This is a genomic window from Candidatus Methanosphaera massiliense (assembly GCF_028890305.1).
Lineage (GTDB): Archaea > Methanobacteriota > Methanobacteria > Methanobacteriales > Methanobacteriaceae > Methanosphaera > Methanosphaera massiliense.
Genome location: NZ_JARBXM010000001.1, coordinates 1,302,342 through 1,320,966 on the forward strand (window position 1 = coordinate 1,302,342; position 18,625 = coordinate 1,320,966).

Below are 18,625 nucleotides of genomic sequence, written 5' to 3' on the forward strand. Positions count from 1 at the left end.
CAGATGATTAACTATGACAGATTATAGTATAGAATCATTAGGAATTACAGGAGAAATTAGATTTATAGATAATTATCTTGAATATTTTATTGGATACTTGAATAAGCATCAGATTGGATTATATAAAAATGAGTATGAAATAATACAGGATTCAATGAAATTCTTTGAAGATTTACTGAATAATAGTAGTGATAATTTATCACAGAATGATTTAGAAGATATTCCTAAAACATTAAATATTATGTGGACAGCATTAACTAATCTAACTGAACTATACACATTAAATAATATACATGTTGCAATGGAGAAACCATCATCTATCATTGAATCAAAAGTAAATCCTTTAATAGAAAAAGATAATTAATTTAAAATAGTTTTTAGAAAAGTGGTGGGTAGTAATTGTATATGAAATAATTCATATACCTTTTTTTATCTTATTTTGATTGAGTATAATTATGTTCTAGACGACTAATATAGAATCTTGAATATAGGAATGATATTATACCACCTAAAAGACCACCTGATACTACTCCAAGGTAGACTCCTTGTTCTCCCATTCCAAGCAATATACCCAGTATATAGGCAACAACTACTTCTAATAATAATGCTCTTATGAATGTTAATGTTAATGAGGTGAATCCTTTTCCTACTCCCTGGAATAACATTGCTCCTAACATACCAAGACATACTCCATATATGAATATTATCATTAAACGTATTAGACTTGCTATTCTTGGTGCAAGGGATGCTGTTGAACCATAAGCAAATATTATACTTATTTGTGGTGCAAATATATAGAATATCACTGCCATAATTGTAGAGATTAATAATCCTAATTTTAAAGTGTAATAGAATGAATCATTTAATCTCTTGAAGTCATGTGCTCCATAGGATACTCCAATTACTGTTAGTAATGCTGTACCAAATCCTACTAATGGTATCATTGATAATTGTATTAAACGCATTCCTGCTGTATATGTAGCTACTGCAACGTTTCCTGATACTATTACAAGGAAGTAATTTATACATATACCTAATACACTGAATATTAAATTTTCTGCTGTAGATGGTATTGCTACAGTTAATATGTTTTTATATATGTATCCGCTAGTATGATAGTTACTAAGGGTTAAATCGATGAAGGTATCTTTCTTTACATGCATCCAGTATAATAATACCGCACAGCTAACTGTTGCTGATATAACTGTTGCCCAAGCTGCTCCTGCTATTCCCATACCTAGTATGTATATGAAAATCGGGTCTAATACTATATTTAGTATTGCTGTTATAGCCATAACATACATAGCACGTGTTACATCACCCTCTGACCTTAGGATTGCTGCTCCAACGTTACTGTAAATAAATACTATCATAAACATAAATACTATGTTTCCATAATCTAGTGCTAATTGTGTTGAAGATCCAGCACCCATAATCTCTAGTAATGTTGGTAGTATTATATACATCACTACTGATCCTAGTATACTAATTATTAATGTCAGTACTAGACTATGTAATGCCGCGTTATTTACTCCATCTTTGTCTTTAGCTCCAATATATCTTGCTATAAGACTGTTTGCTCCTGCTCCTACTCCATTACCTAATCCTACTAGTATCATGAATAAAGGGGTGATAAATCCTATTGCTGCTAATGCATCTGATCCTAAACCTGCTACCCATATACTGTCTGCTAAGTTATATGCCATTACTAGAAACATACTGACCATCATTGGCCATGCTAATTTTTTTATTGCTTGTTTATAGTCTCCAGTTATTAGTTCTATATTACTATTGTTTCCTCTATCCTTTGAGTTCATATTCTCCTCCTTTTTATTTTCCTTCATCATATTCTTTTGATATTTCTATAATTTTTAGTAGATAATCTATCAGTTCTTCTCTTGAGATTGGGGAATGTTCCATGATAGCTTCTTCTCGTTCGCGTTCTTCTTTTTTTAGAAGGTTTGCTAATTCATTGCCTTTTTTGGTTATTCTTATTTTGTTTTGCCTGCGGTTTTCATCGTCCTCGATGCGTTCTATGTATTGGTGGTCTTCAAGTTTTCGTATATATCTTGTAAGTAATCCCCCATCCATATTTAGTATTTCTGAAATTTCTTTTTGGTAGACGTATTCCTTGTTTTTTAGTATTAAAAGTATCATAGCTTGTTTTATGTGTATTCCTGTGTTTTCTAATAGTTTATTGTATGCATTGTTTTGTAATTTGATGTATATGCTGAATAAGAATGTCATTGATAGATTTTCTTTTTTGAATGAATATTCCATTGTCAACCCCCTTTCATTGTCAATTATTATTTATTGTAATTTTTGATATATATAATTATTGATAAAGTCAAGAGTTTACAGAGTAATAAAAATAAAGTTTATATATATAATCTTTGATAAAGTCAATAATATACTTAGTATACAGAATTTATAAATACTAATAAAAATAAAATAAATTACAATTAAGATATTTAAATATTTATGATTATTAATATGTAAAATAAGGAGTTAAAAAAATGAGTAAAGACGTAATACTAGGATTTGGAGCAATGAGATTACCTCTCACAGACAAAAATAATGATTCAAAAGTTAATGATGAAGAATTCTCAAAAATGATAGACTACTACATGAATCAAGGCTACAACTACTTTGACACATCATACGCATACCACCAAGAAAAATCTGAAGAACACCTAAGAACACAACTAGTAGAAAGATACCCAAGAGAATCATTTAAAATAGCAGATAAAATGCCAACATGGCTACTTACAGGACCAGAAGACAATGAAAGACTAGTAAACGTAATGCTAGAAAGATTAGGAATAACATACTTTGACGTGTTTTTAATACACAACATAAACAGTGCTTTTCTACCACTAGCAGAAAAAGCAGAAACATTCCAATACATAGCAAAAATGAAAGAAGAAGGAACAGCAAAAAAAGTAGGAATAAGCTACCATGATAAATCAGACTTACTAGAACAAATACTAGAAAAATATGGAGACATACTCGACGTTGTACAACTACAACTAAACTACCTAGACTGGGAAAGTAACCTTACAGAAGCACGTAAAAACTATGAACTATGCGAAAAATATGGATTAGATGTAATAGTAATGGAACCAGTAAAAGGTGGAACACTAGCTAAATTACCTGACAATATAGAACAAGAATTCAAAGAATACAACAATGAATACACATTACCACAATGGGCACTAAGATTTGCAGGAACACCAAAAAATGTTAAAATCGTATTAAGTGGAATGAATAACTTCCAACAAACAAAAGATAACTGTGAAGTATTCAAAGACTTCAAACCAATCAATGATGAAGAACATGAATTCCTACAAAAAATTGCTGATGAGATAAATAAATTAATACCAATACCATGTAGTTACTGTGGATACTGTAAAAAACAATGTCCCAAAGAAATACCAATACCAGACTACTTTGAATTATATAATAACCAATCACTATATAAATTAGAATCAATATCAGCAATATACGGTACAACATCAGCAGTAAATACACCCGCATCAGGATGTATTGAATGCGGAAACTGTTTAGATATTTGTCCACAAAAAATTAACATACCAGAAGAACTTAAAAAAGTAGCAAAAGAATTCGGACAATAAAAGAAATCATTTCATAGTAGATATAAAAATAATAATTATCTACTTATATCTCCACCCTTTTATAACAAAACTATTTCTAAACATTATTTAATTTATATAAAGAGTAAATTTACTAAATACTATGAAAAATAAAATAAATACTATCTACCAAAACAAGGGAATCATACAATGAAATGGAAAACATACTTTGACGAAGAAAGAATAAAAAGAGGATACCAATACTACCAGGAAGGAAAAGTATACAATACAATAATAACACCTAACACTATAACCACAAAAGTAGAAGGATCACACTCCCATACATATGAAGTAAAAATAACATTAAATAAGGATAAACAGATAGAATCAATGTACTGTACATGCCCATATGCTTATTCTATGGATTACTGTAAACACATGGTAGCAACACTATATAAGTATGAAGAAATAACAAAAAATAAAGATTCAAACATCACAAATAATATAAAAAATCCTCAACAACAATTTAAACAATTATTAGATAATACAAGTGAAATAGAATTAAAAGAATACATATACCAACGATATAAGGATGATGAAGATTTCATAAAAGATTATAATCTACAATTTAAGCCAGATACAACACGAGAAGACTACTATGAAGCACTGAATTTATTAAACAATATCTTTAGTACAGATACAAGAAAATTATATAATGAAAATGCTTATTATGAGGAGTTACCATTAAACAAGTATCTCTATGATTTCTTAAATAATAATGTAAAAATTTTCTATGATAAATGTGAATTTGATTATCTTCAAAGATTAATTTATATAATCTATGAGAATATATCATTAAAAGATGAAATAACTCAATATATTGACGTGGATAATATATTAGACATGACTGACTACTACCTAGAAAAGGTCATAGAATCTGATAATGAAACTAAAGATGATGTATTTAATTATATACTTAATAATATACAATATGAATACAATAAGTATACATCAATACATTTAGCTCAAGTATGTATTAAGATGTATGATAAGAAAAGTTATCTTCAGAAATTAAGTGATATTATTTCCTTAAAAATAAAACAGTACGATGATAATATTCCTGTGGAATTATTAGCTCAACAATATGAAATATTAAAGAAAATAGGTACTCCAATTGTTAATATTGAGAAATACTTGGAAAAATTTAGGAATTATAATCTTATTAGACAATATTATATTGATTATGAAATTAATGAGAATAATTATTATAAAGCTATAGAATTATTATGTGAAAAAAGACAATTAGGCAGTGAATTATCATTAGATGAGAATAAAAAACTATTACAATTATATGATAAAACAGAAGATAATGTTAACTATAAAAAAGAGCTTAAAAATATTTTAAATAAGTACACTATTAATGATATAGCTTATGTTAATAGATTAAAAGAGACATGTACTCCTGATGAATGGAAGAAAGAATATTCTACTCTTGTAAATAGTTATCAGCGTAGTCATAATTATGATTTTCTTAATGTGATTTATGTTAATGAGGAGAATTATGATGCATTATATGAAAATCTTATTAATCATTTCTCGTTAGATTCTTTTGAGGAATATAAGAAGTATCTTGAAGATAGATACGGTATGGATATATTAATGCTGTATAAAAACAGAATATTAGAAGAGGCCAAGGTTGCTAAACATAGAGGTGCATATAATTTAATAATCAGGTATATTAAGGCTATGCTTTCTTATAAGAATAGTAAGGATATTGTCACTGAATTAATTAATATATTAAAAAATAAGTATAAGAATAAGAATCTCTTAATCACTGAGTTAAGAGATATAGAACAGGAATATCAACTAGATTAGTTTATTTTTTCTTTTTTAAAATTAATAAAAAGGAAATTTAACTCATGACATAATCTGTGAATTGTTTCCAGGGTTCTCTCTTCATGCTTTCCTGTAGATTAGTTTTATGATGGTCAAACACTTTTTGTCCTGTTTCTGTTATTTTATAAATTTTTATATTTTTCTTTTCATGTGTTCCATCATATTTTTTTATTAATCCATCATGTTCCATGTCTTTGAGTATAGGGTATATTTTATTTGATCTGCTTTTATTTATTAATCCATCCTCAATTTGTGGCTGGAAGAATGTATCTATTTCTTTCATTAATCCGTAACCATGTAAATCCTTGTTTTTTAATGTCCATAATATTAGTATTCTGAATAATCCATTGCTTAAATCTCTTAGGAATATTTTTCTTTGTTTATTTACTATATTCTGGTAGTTGTCTCCTTTTATCTCATTATCCATAATAAAAACCCTCTATATTAATAATTATATATATTTTTATATATATATTCCTTTTTATATATTCCATTTTTAAAAATATAAACAATTTAAGGTATAGTATCAAATATCAAAAATAAAAGTTATAATACACAGAAAAATAAAAAAAAGATAGTCAAAGGAGGTTAATAACTAATCAATCGTTTAATAATCGAAAAATATTAAAATCGAGATTTAATAAATATTAATCTAATTTACCGTATTCTTTAATGATTGAGTCTAAACTAATATTATTATCAAGTGCAGATAATAATCTTTTACCAGGATTTGTTCTATTTTTTATATTCTCATAAATCGGTTTAAGAAATACCTCTTCACCATAGCCTCTTTCTTTAAGACCCTCACGTGATAAGTCAACAATCTTTTTACATAAATCATATAATTCATCCTCAGATATGAATTTAGGAAGGTCTTTTTTAATAAATAATTTTCTTAACTCACTTGATGAATACCCATGATTATAAAGATCAGAATTATCAAATAATTCATTTAATTCATTAACTTTATGTTTTAATCCAATTTGAAATGCAGGAGAAGATATAGTATCCTTTATTGGCTGAGTACATACACTTCTATATTCTATAGTTCCACGGAAAGTGAGGTCTATGAACTTAAATGATCTTACATAGTCAATATCATCTAATGATGGAGTAAATTCAATCGTTTTATACTCTCCATTATCATAATAGTCTCCAGTTATTTTATCTTTACTAAAATAATCATATAAATTCATTGAAGTAAAGTTAATATAATGGCCATCTCTAACTACACAATAAATATTTAATGTGGACAGGTAATTTATTAAACTATTAATATCCTTTAATTTAAAGTCATACATTCCAATATTATGTGGATTTATTCCATGAGTACTATATTCCCAGAATATATCCCGATAACAGAGATAATCCGTATTTTCACCTAGAAATACGGAATTTGAAAATAGAATTGCTTTAATTGGTTCTAATTTTGTAGATATATTGATGGTATTAATTAATTCATCATATGGAACATCTAATTGTATTTGTGAAGCACTTGAGAATAATCCGTATTCTGGGTAGTGATGGAAGTACATTGGGTTTTTATATTGGGGATATGTTTTTAAATGATGGTAGAGCATTAAATATCTTTCATTAGGAATAGGTTCTTTAACATTGTATTTCCAATATGGATTGATACCCATTCCGACTAGTGTATGGTTGTTTTTTTCTAGTTCTTCCTTGATGAATTTGTAATATTTTCTGAAACGTTTATTAATAGTAAATAGGTCTTTTTCTTTTCCCATTGCAAATTCTATATTATTATAAGAGCAGTCAAAGCAGATTATATCATTGTTTGATTTGTTTTTTAAGGCATTGATGTTTCCTTCATAATCTGTTTCTTCTACGTCGAAATTGTTGAATTTATCTTTAAATATATTGGTTACTTTGTGAACAACATTAAAGTTCACGGGTTCTTTGTTTAAGTTAATGATTGGTATTTCTATTTCTATTCCTATGTATTCTTCCTTATTGTTTTTGGTAGGCTTTATATATTTTTGGTAAATTCTATTTTTTATATCTTCTTCTGTAATGTTAACCATTAATATCCTCTTTATATTTTTTATGTGGTGTGCTATAAAATTATTATAACTATTGTTATATTTTTAATGTTATATAAAATTAGTTATCATATATAAAATAAAATAATAAAAAAAATAAAATAAAAAAAGTAAGATAATTTATAAACGCTGTTTTTTAGTAAATCCATAAATCAGGGAACCAGCAACAATAATAATCAATAACACAACTTCACCTAAATTCAAATCATCATTTTTTTGATTATTATTAATAGGACTAATTTCACTAACAATACCAGTAGCCTCTGCTGTTGAAGAAACACTATTATCAGAGTCAACAAGTAGATTACTATTACTACTATCAGAGGAAGATGCATCTTCATGGGAATTAGAATTACCACTATCGCCTACAGCAGATGAACTAGATGCACTATTATCTGAATTATTAGTTTTAACCAGGTTAGAGCTATTAGTTATAACATTTGTATGAGTCATATTAGTCTGTTGATTATTATTAGTGTTAGTAGGGTTAGAATTAACAGGTACTGTAGGAGTTGTCTGATTTACTGGTGTAGTTGGATTAGTTGGTACTGTAGGAGTTGTTGGTGTAGGAGTTGTTGGCACTGTCTGATTTATTGGTGTGGTTGGAGTTGTTGGTGTGGTTGGAGTTGTTGGTGTGGTTGGAGTTGTTGGTGTTGTCTGGTTTGTTGGTGTGGTTGGAGTTGTTGGTGTGGTTGGAGTTGTTGGTGTGGTTGGAGTTATTGGTACTGTTTGATTAGTTGTAGTGGAACTATTTGTAGCTGTAGAGTTAGTACTTGTCTGATTTTCCTTTATTGTAGTGTTAGATTCGGTAGTATTTGGTGTTGGTGTATTAACTGGTATATTATTAAATACTTGGTTATTTTCTGCTGATATTGATGAATCAGTATAATGATTTATAGTATTATCATGAATAGTTGAGCCACTTGTATTATGTATTGTTACTATTGATACACTATTATCTATACTGTCTATATTATTATAGGATACAGTTGAACCTTCTTCAATATCTAAGGTTACACCAGGTCCTCTTTCTGTTACTATTGTATTACCCGTTATAGTGGTGTTAGTTCCATAGTATGCATATACACCAGTTGTTCTAGGTCTTAAGTAATCGGGTGAAGGAACTGTATTATTAGTATATCCTCTGCAATGAATATTATTGTTTATTATTGTAGTATTTGCACCAATAACACCAACACCCATCGTGTATATTCCATCAAGATTTATGTCATTATCTTCAATAAGTGTGTTATTTCCACCGAATTGTTCAATTCCATACATTTGAGCTGCTGAGCCAGTTATCCTGTTTCCTCGTAGTATATTGTTTGATGTTTCAGAATTTTCTATATTATACTTATATCCATGGTAATCGCTTTCTATTATAATAATACCATATGCTGAGTCTACTCTTGATGTATCATTATTGGTTCCATTTTCACATACTACATTAATTGTATTGTTTTCAACTGTACAATTTGATGCTTTTCCATCTACTGAAATCCCGTTAGCGTATCTTACTGAAATTACATTTATTGTATTATATGTTATCGTGTTATTATGGTAGTAAACCATTATTCCATAGAGGAATAGCTTTCCTCTGACATCAATGTTATTTCTTGTTACGAGGTTATTATTACCGAAGACATCTATTGCTTCTACTGTACCATAATCAGCATCTATTAATTTTCCTTGTTTTAGTTTAATAGTATTGTAGCTTATTGTATTGTTATCACCATATGCTATGATTACATTAGCCTTTCTTGATCCACCATATACTGTCCAGTCTATATTTAATCCGGGGTATGTAGCATTAAAGTAGTTATTAGTTATTGTATTATTGTTTCCGTTTATGTTTATTTCTCTGTAGTAATCAGTTGCTCGTTGTGTTTTATAATCTAGGAATGTGCAGTTTTCTATGATGTTGTTATTATTGTTTATGTTGATTACACTGGAGTATTGGCTAGAATCATCACTTTTAAATGATACATTATATATGTGTATTGAACCATCTATTACATCTATCATTGAATTTGATAATGTTACATTATTATTTGCTGTTAGTGTGATATTTTCATTGAATATTGTTAAGTATATATCATTTACTGATTCATTTATAACTATATTTGTATTTGCTTCGAATTCGTAATCATTGTATTCTTCTTTGTTGTTATTATTTATGTAGATTGTATTATTGGTTGTATTGCTTGTTTTTAGATATTTTTTATGGTTTGTTACTTCTTTTGTAGGAATATTTGTTGTTTTATTATCTTTTATGGTTATTTCTTCTTTGTTATTGTTTATTGGATCTTTTTGTTGTGGTGTTATTTTATCTGTTATTGTGTCGTGATTGTAATTGTTTTTTATTGTCGTGTTTGTGGTGTTTTGATCTGTTGCTGATACTATTGATAGTGTTAGTATTATTGTGATTAATATTATTAGGGTGATATATGTTTTATGTTGTTTTCTGAATTTATTCACCTCCCATAACTTTTTTTTTAATATATTATAAAACTATTTAAATATTTTTTATAATAATTTTATTTTTTATTATTAGTTTATATTTATCATAATCATATTAATAAAATTTAGGCGTATTTTTTCCTTTTTTCAGGCTATTTGAACTATTTTATTATAGATTACTTGATAAATTAGTTCATTAAAAAGGAAATTAGGATTATTTCAAATATTCTTTAAAAAAATAAAATATTAGTCTCCCTATATTAGGTAGGATTATTTGCCAGTTTATTTGCAAAAATAGCTATATTAGTGGATTAGTATTGTTATTAATATTCCTTAATATAAATAGGAAGAACGTAATTATTTATTCATCAGCTGTTTTTCATGAATCAATTTTCGTATTAGTTACTGCTTTAATACTCTTCATAACTAGAATTAGACTATCAGAAAATTAATAAGTATTGTTTTTTTTATTAGATATTCTTTTTTATACTATTTAGTACATACATATATTAATATAAGATAGTAGATGATTTATCATGTTTAAAAGTAAAATTGATGTTTGTTCCAGGGATACTGATGGTTTAGGCCATGTGAATAATACGTCTTTACCTATATGGTTTGAAACGGCTCGTAATCCTCTTTATAAAATTTTTAATCCAGATATGAGGCTGCGTCCTGATTCTTGGAATATTATAATGGTTCATCTCAGTGTAGATTATCTTGATCAGATTTATTATGGCTATGAAGTGGAAATTAGAACGTATGTTTCTAAGATTGGTAATTCATCTTTCACTGTTTATCAGGAAGCTTGGCAGAATGGTGTGAAGAAGGCTACTGGTGAAGTTGTTCTTGTTTATTTTGATTTTAATAATCAGAAGTCCATGAGGATTCCTGATGATATTCGAAAGGATTTGAGTGAGCATTTATTATAATTTTTTCATCTTAATTTTTAGGTATGCCAAAACCTTTATATAGTATAGTGTCTAATATAATATTGACTAAGAGTTAGGTTTACCTAAATTCTTAGTTGGATATAAAAAAATAAGATTTTTTCAGACAAAAAGAAAAAATCACCACTCCTTATTATATAAAAAACATAACATATTCAAAAAAAAAAAGGAAAATATAAACCGAAAAATCATCCTACCAAATACCAAACAAAATTATCTTTTCCTTTTTTACCCAAAATCTAATTTTAAATATAAACTAGAAAATCACTATTTTTATTATAAATAAATTTATATTAACTATTCTCTATATAATAACGTATAATCATATAATAAAGTGGTTACTATGATGAAAATACATGTATTACAAACAGGAAAAGTTAATATATCTGAATCACTAGCATTTCGTGATGAAAAAGTAAATCCTTCACTACCAAAACTAACAATACTAAGCAATTACGGTAGAAAAAATCGTAAATAGTTCCCTGTATCAGCATACCTAATAGGATATGATGACCAACTAATATTATATGATACAGGATGGCATAGAGATATATCACCAAATGGTAAATATAACAGGTTATCACAAATTAAACACCAAACACTAAAAGACTATCTAACAAACTAGGGATTAGTACCACCAGGTCAAGCAATCAATGAACAATTAGCGGATATGAATATAAAACCGGAAGACCTAGATTATGTATTATTAAGTCACTTAGACGTTGTCCATGTTTCAGGCTTAAAACATGTACAAGATGCTAAAAACATACTAGTAAGTAGGGATGAACTAGAATTTGCTAATAATAACAAGATTAGATATGTAAGTAACATGTGGAAGGGAGTAAATATGAAAACTTTTCAATTCAAAGAAAAACCACATGATACTAATGATGAAATCTATGGAAATGGTCCAGCAGGTAAAGTATATGACCTATTTGATGATAAAAAATTCCAATTAATTAATATACCTGGACATACACCAGGACTAGCAGCACTAAAAATAACAAACACAGACACTGGTAAATATGTATTATTATTCTCTGATGGAGGATATGCAGAAAAATCATGGTACGACATGATACTACCGGGAATAGTAGAGAACCTGAATCAGGCAATAGACTCACTAAAATGGATAAGACAACAAAGTCTAAATGATAACTGTATAGAAAGCTTAGCTAATCATGATCCAGACATAGAACCACATACTATAACTTTATAATCCTTCTATTTTTCATATACTCCCTTTTTTTTATATAATTTTTATTTTATCGTAAATTTAATAATCAAATTAAATCATATATAAGAATATGAAAACATTATATATATTTGATTTTGATGGAACACTAGTAGATTCCTTATATGATTCAATACATTGTGTGAACCAGGCACTAGAACAGGAAGGAAAGCCAGTATATCGTGGAAATCTTGAAACAATAATATACAAGGATTTCAGAAAATTCTTAGTAGATAATGATGCTGGTAAAAACTCTAAAGTATATCACTTATACAATGACATATACCGTAAATATGATAAACCAAACACAAAGCCATACGAGGGAATAATAGATGTATTAAAAACTCTTTCTAAACAAGGTGCAACACTAGCAGTATGCTCTAACAAGGAAAATAATTATCTAGTAGAATATACTAAAAAACTTTTTCCTAACATAGATTTTAAATATATATCAGGACATAGGGAGGGTATACGAGATAAGCCTAATCCTGACAGACTCTTAGAAATAATAGAAAAAGAGGGTACACCACTAGATGAAGTGATATATTATGGAGATAAAGATGTGGATATAGAAGCAGCTAAACAAGCAGGAATAGACATGATACTAGTAAGTTATGGACAGGGAAATGAGGAAGACTATAATAATGATTATCCACTAAAAATAATGGATTCACCAAGAGATTTACTAGACTTTTAATAATAAACTTATGGGAGTAATAACGTTGACAAAGAAATTATTCATATTTGATTTTGATGGAACACTTGTAAACACCTTCTATGATTCAGTGATTGCATATAATAAAGCATTAGAACAACATGGAAGAGAAGTATATCATTATGATAAGCTTGAAGACCTAGAATTTGATGATTTCATAGAAAATATGACTCGTGACGAGGAAATACTAGAAACATATGGCGAAATATATACTAATAGTAACATGGAATACACAAAACCATACCCTGGAATAATGGAAGTACTAGAAACACTAGATAATAACCCCGAGGTAGAATTAGCAATCTGCTCAAACAGGATACAAAACCTCCTAGATATGCTCACAGAACGATTATTCTCAAACATCAACTTCAAACATGTAATAGGATACAATGAGGGAGGCTACTTCAAGCCAAACCCTGAAATGATGAATCAAATACTAGACCATGAAAACTATTCCCGTGATGAAATTATATATATAGGCGACAGAGGTACTGATATTAAAACAGCAAAAAACTCAAATCTAGACCTAATTCTTGTAACATGGGGACAAGGAAATAGTGAAGCATACAATGATTCATATCCGTTAAAAGTTATAGATAACCCCAAACAATTATTAAACTTATAAAAATATGCGAGATAAAATACAATGATGATGAAATGTGATATATGTGGATGTGAATTTGACCATACAAAAGCAGGACACTGTGACTGTGGATTTGACTGTTGTGGCCTAATGCTAAAATGTCCACGGTGTGGAATACACATAGACCTTCCACCAGAACTAAAAAAAGAAAAACAAGAAGAACATGATAAAAAATCAATATTCACGAGACTAGAAAAAGAATTAGAAGACAAATTATGAATAAAATAAAATTCATATTAAATAGAAAAAAGAATAATTAACATATATATGGAGTATGTAAAAAGAGAATTGAGGGCTCTTGATAATATAAATAAAAGAATAAATAAGATTTAAGTAAAGTATTTGATGAATATGATGTGTCTTATTGTATTATCAATGTTTAATAGGAGAGATATAATGTCTATGGTAAGTATTATTCGTCCTGATCATCCTGAAAGTCCTGACGATATAGGAATAGTAAGAGAAGAAATTCAAGAGAAAAGAACAGATCCAGAAGCAATGATATTAAGAGAATTTATAAAATTATGTATGGATAATTTTAAAGATATGGATAAGTTAAACGAATTAGTTAATGAGTATTCTGAAAAATTAAGTATAACTCCAAAGAGTTAATACATAAACGGGCAATATTTGAAGGACTTATTGAAGATGATGAGCGTGAGTTGCGTGAAGAAAAATATGGAAAACATTAATAGGCGAAGAATACAATGAATTAATAAAGGAATACCTTGACAGACTATGCAGTGACACCATACATACTCATAACTAAAACAAAAGAATAAGATATAGAAGAATACAAAGAAGAAGTTTTTTTATAATACTATTAATTCGAAGATAAAATACAATAATTAATCCCAAATACTTAAAGATATATCACTGTTTTATAAATTTAATGATTGCTAAAACAAATCAAATCACATTAATAATAATCCAAGAACAATAATTGAAGTGAATATAGACACATGCTAACTGATGTAATCTACATAAAATGCTGTGTACTCGCAAGCTAATTTAAGGATAAATAAGATAGGTCCTAATCTCTTTTAAGATCTAGACCTTGAATAATAACCAATCCCTGTTTTCTAAAAACAGGATCACACTCAGATACATTAACTAAGAAAATAATATCACCTGTAACATTTAAGTTTTCATCTAAGTTAACTGTATGAACTTTACGTCCATCAACTATTTTTTCATTTATATCTAAGTATACTGGTTTATCAATAAGAGCTGGTACATCATCAACATCCCTTGGAGACATAATAATATTATATGAGACATTATCCTCAGCACTGTAATCAGAGACAAGGTACTCATAGATTAATATAGCTTCTAATGGATTATCACTTAATGAATTCCACCAATGATATATATCATCTGGTAAGATAAGCTCGTTATCAGATAAAACACCATCATATCGTAACTCTAATTCTCCATATTTATCAGTTATAATCATAAAATATCCATCCAGGACCATGTAAATTTTTTTATCTATAAACTATTTTATCTATCTTATAATTAATATGAATATCCATTATGATAAAAGATTTATCTAATATATAACAAATAGTTATAACAAAAAAGAAGTAGGAATAGTTAACTATGAAAACACATATAATATATTGTCATCCAAGTAATAAAAGCCTCACATACCAGATAAAAGAAAAATATATTCAAGCACTAACAGATGTAGGAAAAGAATACACAATATCTGATTTATATGCAAAGAATTTTAACTCAGATATGACTGAGGAAGAATATCTCAGAGAATCAAATTACACACTAGATACACCATCAAGTGACGTGTTAGAAGAACAAAAACTACTGGATGAAGCTGATAATCTAACATTCATCTTCCCAGTATTCTGGCTAGACTGCCCATCAAAACTCGTGGGATGGTTTACAAGAGTATTCACATATGGCTACAGATATTACTCAACAGAGGGCAAAGAACAAATGAAAACATATGATAATATAAGATTTATCATAACCATGGGCAGCGGATACAAAGATTTAGAAGCTGATGGAAAAATAAGTGCAATAAAAACAATCTTCGACGTCGATAGAATAAAAGATAAAGCAAGAAATACACAATTCTACATCTACACTAGTACAAGTCATGATAAAATAACTGATGAAAGAAAAAGAAAAATATTAGATGATGTATATAAAATAGGTATTAATTCAAACTAGAATAATATACATTTTATCTATATTATACAAAAATTAGGGTAATTGTATATAATAATATGCTGTTTAACAATGGATGATTCTTTTAAATTAGATTAAGAAATAATTTTATATTAATTATCTTGGATAAAAATTAAAACTAAAAAAAAGAATGTTAGAGAAAAGAAGATATTCTAGTAAGGATCTTCTATAGCATTAACAGGACAATTTTCGTAACATGTACCACAATCAAGACAATGATTAGACATTATATGATATGGACTTCCTTCTTCTATAGCATTTTGAGGACAGGTAGCTTTACATACATCACATTCTATACAATTATCAGTTATCACATATTTTTTATTGAAATATGTTGATTCTTCAGTGTTTATCTTGAATGTTTTCCGATATATTGGTTTTTGGGTTAAATCAAAGAATTCCATTTCTCCACATTCTACCTTAAATGGTTCTAAGATGTATCGTGCATCACCTGGATAAACATTATTCATATACTTATTTTTTTCAAACATTTTATCTATCCATTTGTGTTGATCTTCTAATTGTTTTACTTCACCTATTATACGTACTGTTTTATTATCTTTTAATCCTACTAATGCAATGTGATTGTTTTCTTGTAATTGTTTATAGAATCTTTTTCCTCTTGCAGTTAGGAAGTATACTGTTTCTCCATCTTCTAACATTACATCTATTACCCTACTTTGCGGATTTCCATCCTTATCTACTGTAGCTATAGTTGTATCTATTAATTCTCTTAAAAATTTTAAGCAATCCTGTTTACTATCCATAAAATTTACTCCTTATTATTGATTACTACTATTTTCCCTAATTTTTTATTATTCTCTGTTACACTATGTGCTTTTCCAATTTCTTCTAATGAATATTTATCTGCAATGATTGGTCTTATATCATTCTTGTAAATATATCTAAATATTTCATTCATCTTTTCCTGTGTTGGGTAATTACTATAGAATGATGTAAGATATTTATCATTTGGTATATCAATAATAGGATCGAATTTTTCTATTGTTTCTTGTCCACCAAGTATACCTGTAATGCATAAAGTTCCATGTTTTTGCAGAGCTTTGAATGATTCCTTCATAGTTAAAGGACCAAGCAGTTCAAGTACCTTACTAACACCCTCAGGAGCTAATGATAATATATTAGTTATTAGATTATCATCATCTATGAGAGCATAGCTTGCTCCATACATACTAAGATATTTAAGCCTGTCACGGCTACGAGTAGTAGCTATTACTGTAGCACCACACCTGGAGGCTAATTGTATTGCAGCTATACCAACAGTACTACTTCCACCACGGATGAGTATAACATCCCTACTGTTTAATTCTAATGAATCAAATAAGGAACAATAGGCTGTGAAGAATGTTTCTGGAAGTGCACTGATTTCCTCTACACTATACTTCTCTGCCAGTTTTTCATCTATTTTAAAAACGTTAGATTCTGGTAGAAGGGCGTACTCTGCATAGCTTCCATCAAAGCTTCTGCCCATACCTCCCATTAATGCTACAACATGGTCTCCTATATCCAGACAACAATCTGATTTATCAACAACAACACCATAACATTCAATACCTGGTATAACGGGCAAGTTAATATAATCCTCATCTGCCTCATATTCCCTGAGTATTAACTCTGAACGATTAAGACCAAAACCTAATACTTCTACTAATACCCAGCCATTCTTTACTTCTGGCTTAGCTATCTCTGACACGTGTAATTGACTAGCTTCACATGTCTCGGTTAGTAATACTGCTTTCATGAAATCACCTATATTTTCTTCCAACACTGAGGGTCACTACTATACATAGAACCCGTATAACCATAGCTTACAGCAGGACAGCCCCTACAGAATCTTAGTAATTCACATTTACTGCATTTCTCGAAATTCTCGTATTGTCTGTATTCATCCATCTTTCTACTGGTAAATAGTGATACAATATTTTCCTCAAAGGCATTACCAATTAGACTGTTCATACGTCTACAAGCATATACATTACCATTTGGCAGTATTGTTACATGAGAATTACCACAGTTACATCCATCATAGATTACATCATCATCTAAATCACTAGGGATTTCAAATAATCCTTTTTCATACAGGAATAATGTCCATAGATGATCTTTTAAATCAAAATTAGTACTGGAATCCTTGTATTGTTCATATTTATCCCAGCATTTCTCTAAAAACTGATGATATTCCTCTGGCGTCATATGACTGTCCTCATCAAATCCTTCAGGACAATATCTTGCAAAACTATAAGTATCAACACCATGCTCTACCACTACATCAATTAATTCTGGTATTTCATCCATATTAACTTTAGAGACTGTTGTCATGATATTAACATTCATACCAGCATCTTTTAGTACTTTAATCTTATCTAGTGTTGTATCATATGAACCAGGCATTCTGAAGTAATCATGTGTTTTTCTTAAACCATCTAGTGATAATTGGTATGCAAGGCATCCTGCATCCTTTAATTTTTCACATACTTCACTTGTTAGATGGAAGGGATTGCCCATAATACCAAATTTAATGTTATTTTCCTTAAATAAATTTATTAACTTCCAGAAATCTGGATGAAGTAGTGGATCTCCACCTGTGACATAAAAGAATGGTTCTCTGTTTACTATGTTACACATGTTTATACAGTTATTGAATATATCCTCTAAATCATTAATACTTGTTGTTGTTAGATTTGTTGTATGTTCATTATTAAATATATAACAGTGTTTGCAGCGTTGGTCACATTCATCTGTTATATGCCATTGAAATGCGAAAAAATCTCTCATATATAATCTCTCTATGATAATAAAAAAATAGGTTAAAAAAAATGTAAAAAGGGAAAAAAGTTATTAA

General features: G+C 28.6%; 20 protein-coding genes. 11 read left to right on the top strand and 9 right to left on the bottom strand.

What is annotated here, in order from left to right:
• Window positions 1-13 precede the first annotated feature (13 nt).
• Window positions 14-364, top strand: a complete 351-nt coding sequence (locus tag OTK55_RS06315) for a hypothetical protein (RefSeq protein WP_274871292.1) — start codon at window positions 14-16, stop codon at window positions 362-364.
• A 70-nt stretch (window positions 365-434) separates the two neighbouring features.
• Here the strand turns inward: OTK55_RS06315 and OTK55_RS06320 are convergent, their stop codons facing one another.
• Window positions 435-1,817, bottom strand: coding sequence for an MATE family efflux transporter (locus OTK55_RS06320; RefSeq protein ID WP_274871293.1), 1,383 nt, complete (start codon window positions 1,815-1,817; stop codon window positions 435-437).
• A gap of 13 nt (window positions 1,818-1,830) precedes the next feature.
• On the bottom strand, window positions 1,831-2,280 hold the full coding sequence (locus OTK55_RS06325) for a MarR family winged helix-turn-helix transcriptional regulator (RefSeq protein ID WP_274871294.1): 450 nt from the start codon (window positions 2,278-2,280) through the stop codon (window positions 1,831-1,833).
• Between the two features lie 236 nt (window positions 2,281-2,516).
• On the opposite strand from OTK55_RS06325, the gene OTK55_RS06330 reads away from it, so the two are divergent.
• Together OTK55_RS06330 and OTK55_RS06335 are read left to right on the top strand one after the other, a co-directional pair.
• Window positions 2,517-3,635, top strand: coding sequence for an aldo/keto reductase (locus OTK55_RS06330; RefSeq protein WP_274871295.1), 1,119 nt, complete (start codon window positions 2,517-2,519; stop codon window positions 3,633-3,635).
• A 168-nt stretch (window positions 3,636-3,803) separates the two neighbouring features.
• Complete coding sequence (locus tag OTK55_RS06335) at window positions 3,804-5,468, top strand: SWIM zinc finger family protein (protein ID WP_274871296.1); 1,665 nt, start codon at window positions 3,804-3,806, stop codon at window positions 5,466-5,468.
• Window positions 5,469-5,505: 37 nt separating this feature from the next.
• Here the strand turns inward: OTK55_RS06335 and OTK55_RS06340 are convergent, their stop codons facing one another.
• The 3 genes from OTK55_RS06340 to OTK55_RS06350 all read right to left on the bottom strand — a co-directional run bounded on the left by OTK55_RS06340 (window position 5,506) and on the right by OTK55_RS06350 (window position 10,027).
• Entirely contained in the window at window positions 5,506-5,916 is a 411-nt protein-coding gene (locus tag OTK55_RS06340; protein WP_274871297.1) for a PadR family transcriptional regulator, read from the bottom strand.
• Window positions 5,917-6,136: 220 nt separating this feature from the next.
• The gene (locus tag OTK55_RS06345; protein ID WP_274871298.1) at window positions 6,137-7,531 is read right to left on the bottom strand and encodes a glutamate--cysteine ligase family protein; all 1,395 of its coding nucleotides are present in this window, start codon (window positions 7,529-7,531) and stop codon (window positions 6,137-6,139) included.
• A gap of 138 nt (window positions 7,532-7,669) precedes the next feature.
• The gene (locus OTK55_RS06350; protein ID WP_274871299.1) at window positions 7,670-10,027 is read right to left on the bottom strand and encodes a right-handed parallel beta-helix repeat-containing protein; all 2,358 of its coding nucleotides are present in this window, start codon (window positions 10,025-10,027) and stop codon (window positions 7,670-7,672) included.
• Between the two features lie 518 nt (window positions 10,028-10,545).
• Here OTK55_RS06350 and OTK55_RS06355 point away from each other — a divergent pair.
• The 7 genes from OTK55_RS06355 (at window position 10,546) to OTK55_RS06385 (ending at window position 14,163) form a co-directional block, all read left to right on the top strand.
• Window positions 10,546-10,941, top strand: coding sequence for an acyl-CoA thioesterase (locus OTK55_RS06355; protein WP_274871300.1), 396 nt, complete (start codon window positions 10,546-10,548; stop codon window positions 10,939-10,941).
• Between the two features lie 361 nt (window positions 10,942-11,302).
• Window positions 11,303-11,437: a hypothetical protein gene (locus tag OTK55_RS06360; protein WP_274871301.1), complete on the top strand. Its 135-nt coding sequence runs from the start codon at window positions 11,303-11,305 to the stop codon at window positions 11,435-11,437.
• Window positions 11,438-11,608: 171 nt separating this feature from the next.
• Complete coding sequence (locus OTK55_RS06365) at window positions 11,609-12,178, top strand: MBL fold metallo-hydrolase (RefSeq protein ID WP_326520470.1); 570 nt, start codon at window positions 11,609-11,611, stop codon at window positions 12,176-12,178.
• Window positions 12,179-12,266: 88 nt separating this feature from the next.
• Complete coding sequence (locus OTK55_RS06370) at window positions 12,267-12,890, top strand: HAD family hydrolase (RefSeq protein WP_274871303.1); 624 nt, start codon at window positions 12,267-12,269, stop codon at window positions 12,888-12,890.
• Window positions 12,891-12,915: 25 nt separating this feature from the next.
• Window positions 12,916-13,533, top strand: a complete 618-nt coding sequence (locus OTK55_RS06375; protein ID WP_274871304.1) for an HAD family hydrolase — start codon at window positions 12,916-12,918, stop codon at window positions 13,531-13,533.
• A 21-nt stretch (window positions 13,534-13,554) separates the two neighbouring features.
• Window positions 13,555-13,770, top strand: a complete 216-nt coding sequence (locus OTK55_RS06380; RefSeq protein ID WP_274871305.1) for a hypothetical protein — start codon at window positions 13,555-13,557, stop codon at window positions 13,768-13,770.
• 177 nt (window positions 13,771-13,947) lie between these two features.
• Window positions 13,948-14,163 (top strand): hypothetical protein, encoded by a 216-nt coding sequence (locus tag OTK55_RS06385; RefSeq protein ID WP_274871306.1) that lies wholly within the window; start codon window positions 13,948-13,950, stop codon window positions 14,161-14,163.
• 421 nt (window positions 14,164-14,584) lie between these two features.
• On the opposite strand, the gene OTK55_RS06390 is transcribed toward OTK55_RS06385, so the two are convergent.
• The gene (locus tag OTK55_RS06390; RefSeq protein ID WP_274871307.1) at window positions 14,585-15,007 is read right to left on the bottom strand and encodes a hypothetical protein; all 423 of its coding nucleotides are present in this window, start codon (window positions 15,005-15,007) and stop codon (window positions 14,585-14,587) included.
• A 146-nt stretch (window positions 15,008-15,153) separates the two neighbouring features.
• On the opposite strand from OTK55_RS06390, the gene OTK55_RS06395 reads away from it, so the two are divergent.
• Window positions 15,154-15,744 carry an NAD(P)H-dependent oxidoreductase gene (locus OTK55_RS06395; protein ID WP_274871308.1) on the top strand — a complete coding sequence of 197 codons (591 nt, stop codon included), beginning with the start codon at window positions 15,154-15,156 and terminating at the stop codon, window positions 15,742-15,744.
• Window positions 15,745-15,914: 170 nt separating this feature from the next.
• Here the strand turns inward: OTK55_RS06395 and OTK55_RS06400 are convergent, their stop codons facing one another.
• From OTK55_RS06400 to acgM, 3 genes are read right to left on the bottom strand one after another with little or no spacing between them, the layout of a single operon-like run.
• The gene (locus OTK55_RS06400; RefSeq protein WP_274871309.1) at window positions 15,915-16,529 is read right to left on the bottom strand and encodes a pyridoxamine 5'-phosphate oxidase family protein; all 615 of its coding nucleotides are present in this window, start codon (window positions 16,527-16,529) and stop codon (window positions 15,915-15,917) included.
• A gap of 5 nt (window positions 16,530-16,534) precedes the next feature.
• The gene (locus OTK55_RS06405; protein WP_274871310.1) at window positions 16,535-17,524 is read right to left on the bottom strand and encodes a zinc-binding dehydrogenase; all 990 of its coding nucleotides are present in this window, start codon (window positions 17,522-17,524) and stop codon (window positions 16,535-16,537) included.
• An 8-nt stretch (window positions 17,525-17,532) separates the two neighbouring features.
• On the bottom strand, window positions 17,533-18,558 hold the full coding sequence (gene acgM / locus OTK55_RS06410) for a radical SAM/SPASM domain protein, ACGX system (RefSeq protein ID WP_274871311.1): 1,026 nt from the start codon (window positions 18,556-18,558) through the stop codon (window positions 17,533-17,535).
• Window positions 18,559-18,625 lie beyond the last annotated feature (67 nt).

Bases quoted from the DNA above. Each gene is read 5' to 3' on its own strand.
- OTK55_RS06385 (WP_274871306.1), top strand. From the start codon at position 13,948: ATGTCTATGGTAAGTATTATTCGTCCTGATCATCCTGAAAGTCCTGAC.
- OTK55_RS06355 (WP_274871300.1), top strand. From the start codon at position 10,546: ATGTTTAAAAGTAAAATTGATGTTTGTTCCAGGGATACTGATGGTTTA.
- OTK55_RS06360 (WP_274871301.1), top strand. From the start codon at position 11,303: ATGATGAAAATACATGTATTACAAACAGGAAAAGTTAATATATCTGAA.
- OTK55_RS06380 (WP_274871305.1), top strand. From the start codon at position 13,555: ATGATGATGAAATGTGATATATGTGGATGTGAATTTGACCATACAAAA.
- OTK55_RS06330 (WP_274871295.1), top strand. From the start codon at position 2,517: ATGAGTAAAGACGTAATACTAGGATTTGGAGCAATGAGATTACCTCTC.
- OTK55_RS06390 (WP_274871307.1), bottom strand. From the start codon at position 15,007: ATGATTATAACTGATAAATATGGAGAATTAGAGTTACGATATGATGGT.
- acgM (WP_274871311.1), bottom strand. From the start codon at position 18,558: ATGAGAGATTTTTTCGCATTTCAATGGCATATAACAGATGAATGTGAC.
- OTK55_RS06325 (WP_274871294.1), bottom strand. From the start codon at position 2,280: ATGGAATATTCATTCAAAAAAGAAAATCTATCAATGACATTCTTATTC.
- OTK55_RS06345 (WP_274871298.1), bottom strand. From the start codon at position 7,531: ATGGTTAACATTACAGAAGAAGATATAAAAAATAGAATTTACCAAAAA.
- OTK55_RS06335 (WP_274871296.1), top strand. From the start codon at position 3,804: ATGAAATGGAAAACATACTTTGACGAAGAAAGAATAAAAAGAGGATAC.
- OTK55_RS06395 (WP_274871308.1), top strand. From the start codon at position 15,154: ATGAAAACACATATAATATATTGTCATCCAAGTAATAAAAGCCTCACA.
- OTK55_RS06315 (WP_274871292.1), top strand. From the start codon at position 14: ATGACAGATTATAGTATAGAATCATTAGGAATTACAGGAGAAATTAGA.
- OTK55_RS06320 (WP_274871293.1), bottom strand. From the start codon at position 1,817: ATGAACTCAAAGGATAGAGGAAACAATAGTAATATAGAACTAATAACT.
- OTK55_RS06370 (WP_274871303.1), top strand. From the start codon at position 12,267: ATGAAAACATTATATATATTTGATTTTGATGGAACACTAGTAGATTCC.
- OTK55_RS06340 (WP_274871297.1), bottom strand. From the start codon at position 5,916: ATGGATAATGAGATAAAAGGAGACAACTACCAGAATATAGTAAATAAA.
- OTK55_RS06405 (WP_274871310.1), bottom strand. From the start codon at position 17,524: ATGAAAGCAGTATTACTAACCGAGACATGTGAAGCTAGTCAATTACAC.
- OTK55_RS06400 (WP_274871309.1), bottom strand. From the start codon at position 16,529: ATGGATAGTAAACAGGATTGCTTAAAATTTTTAAGAGAATTAATAGAT.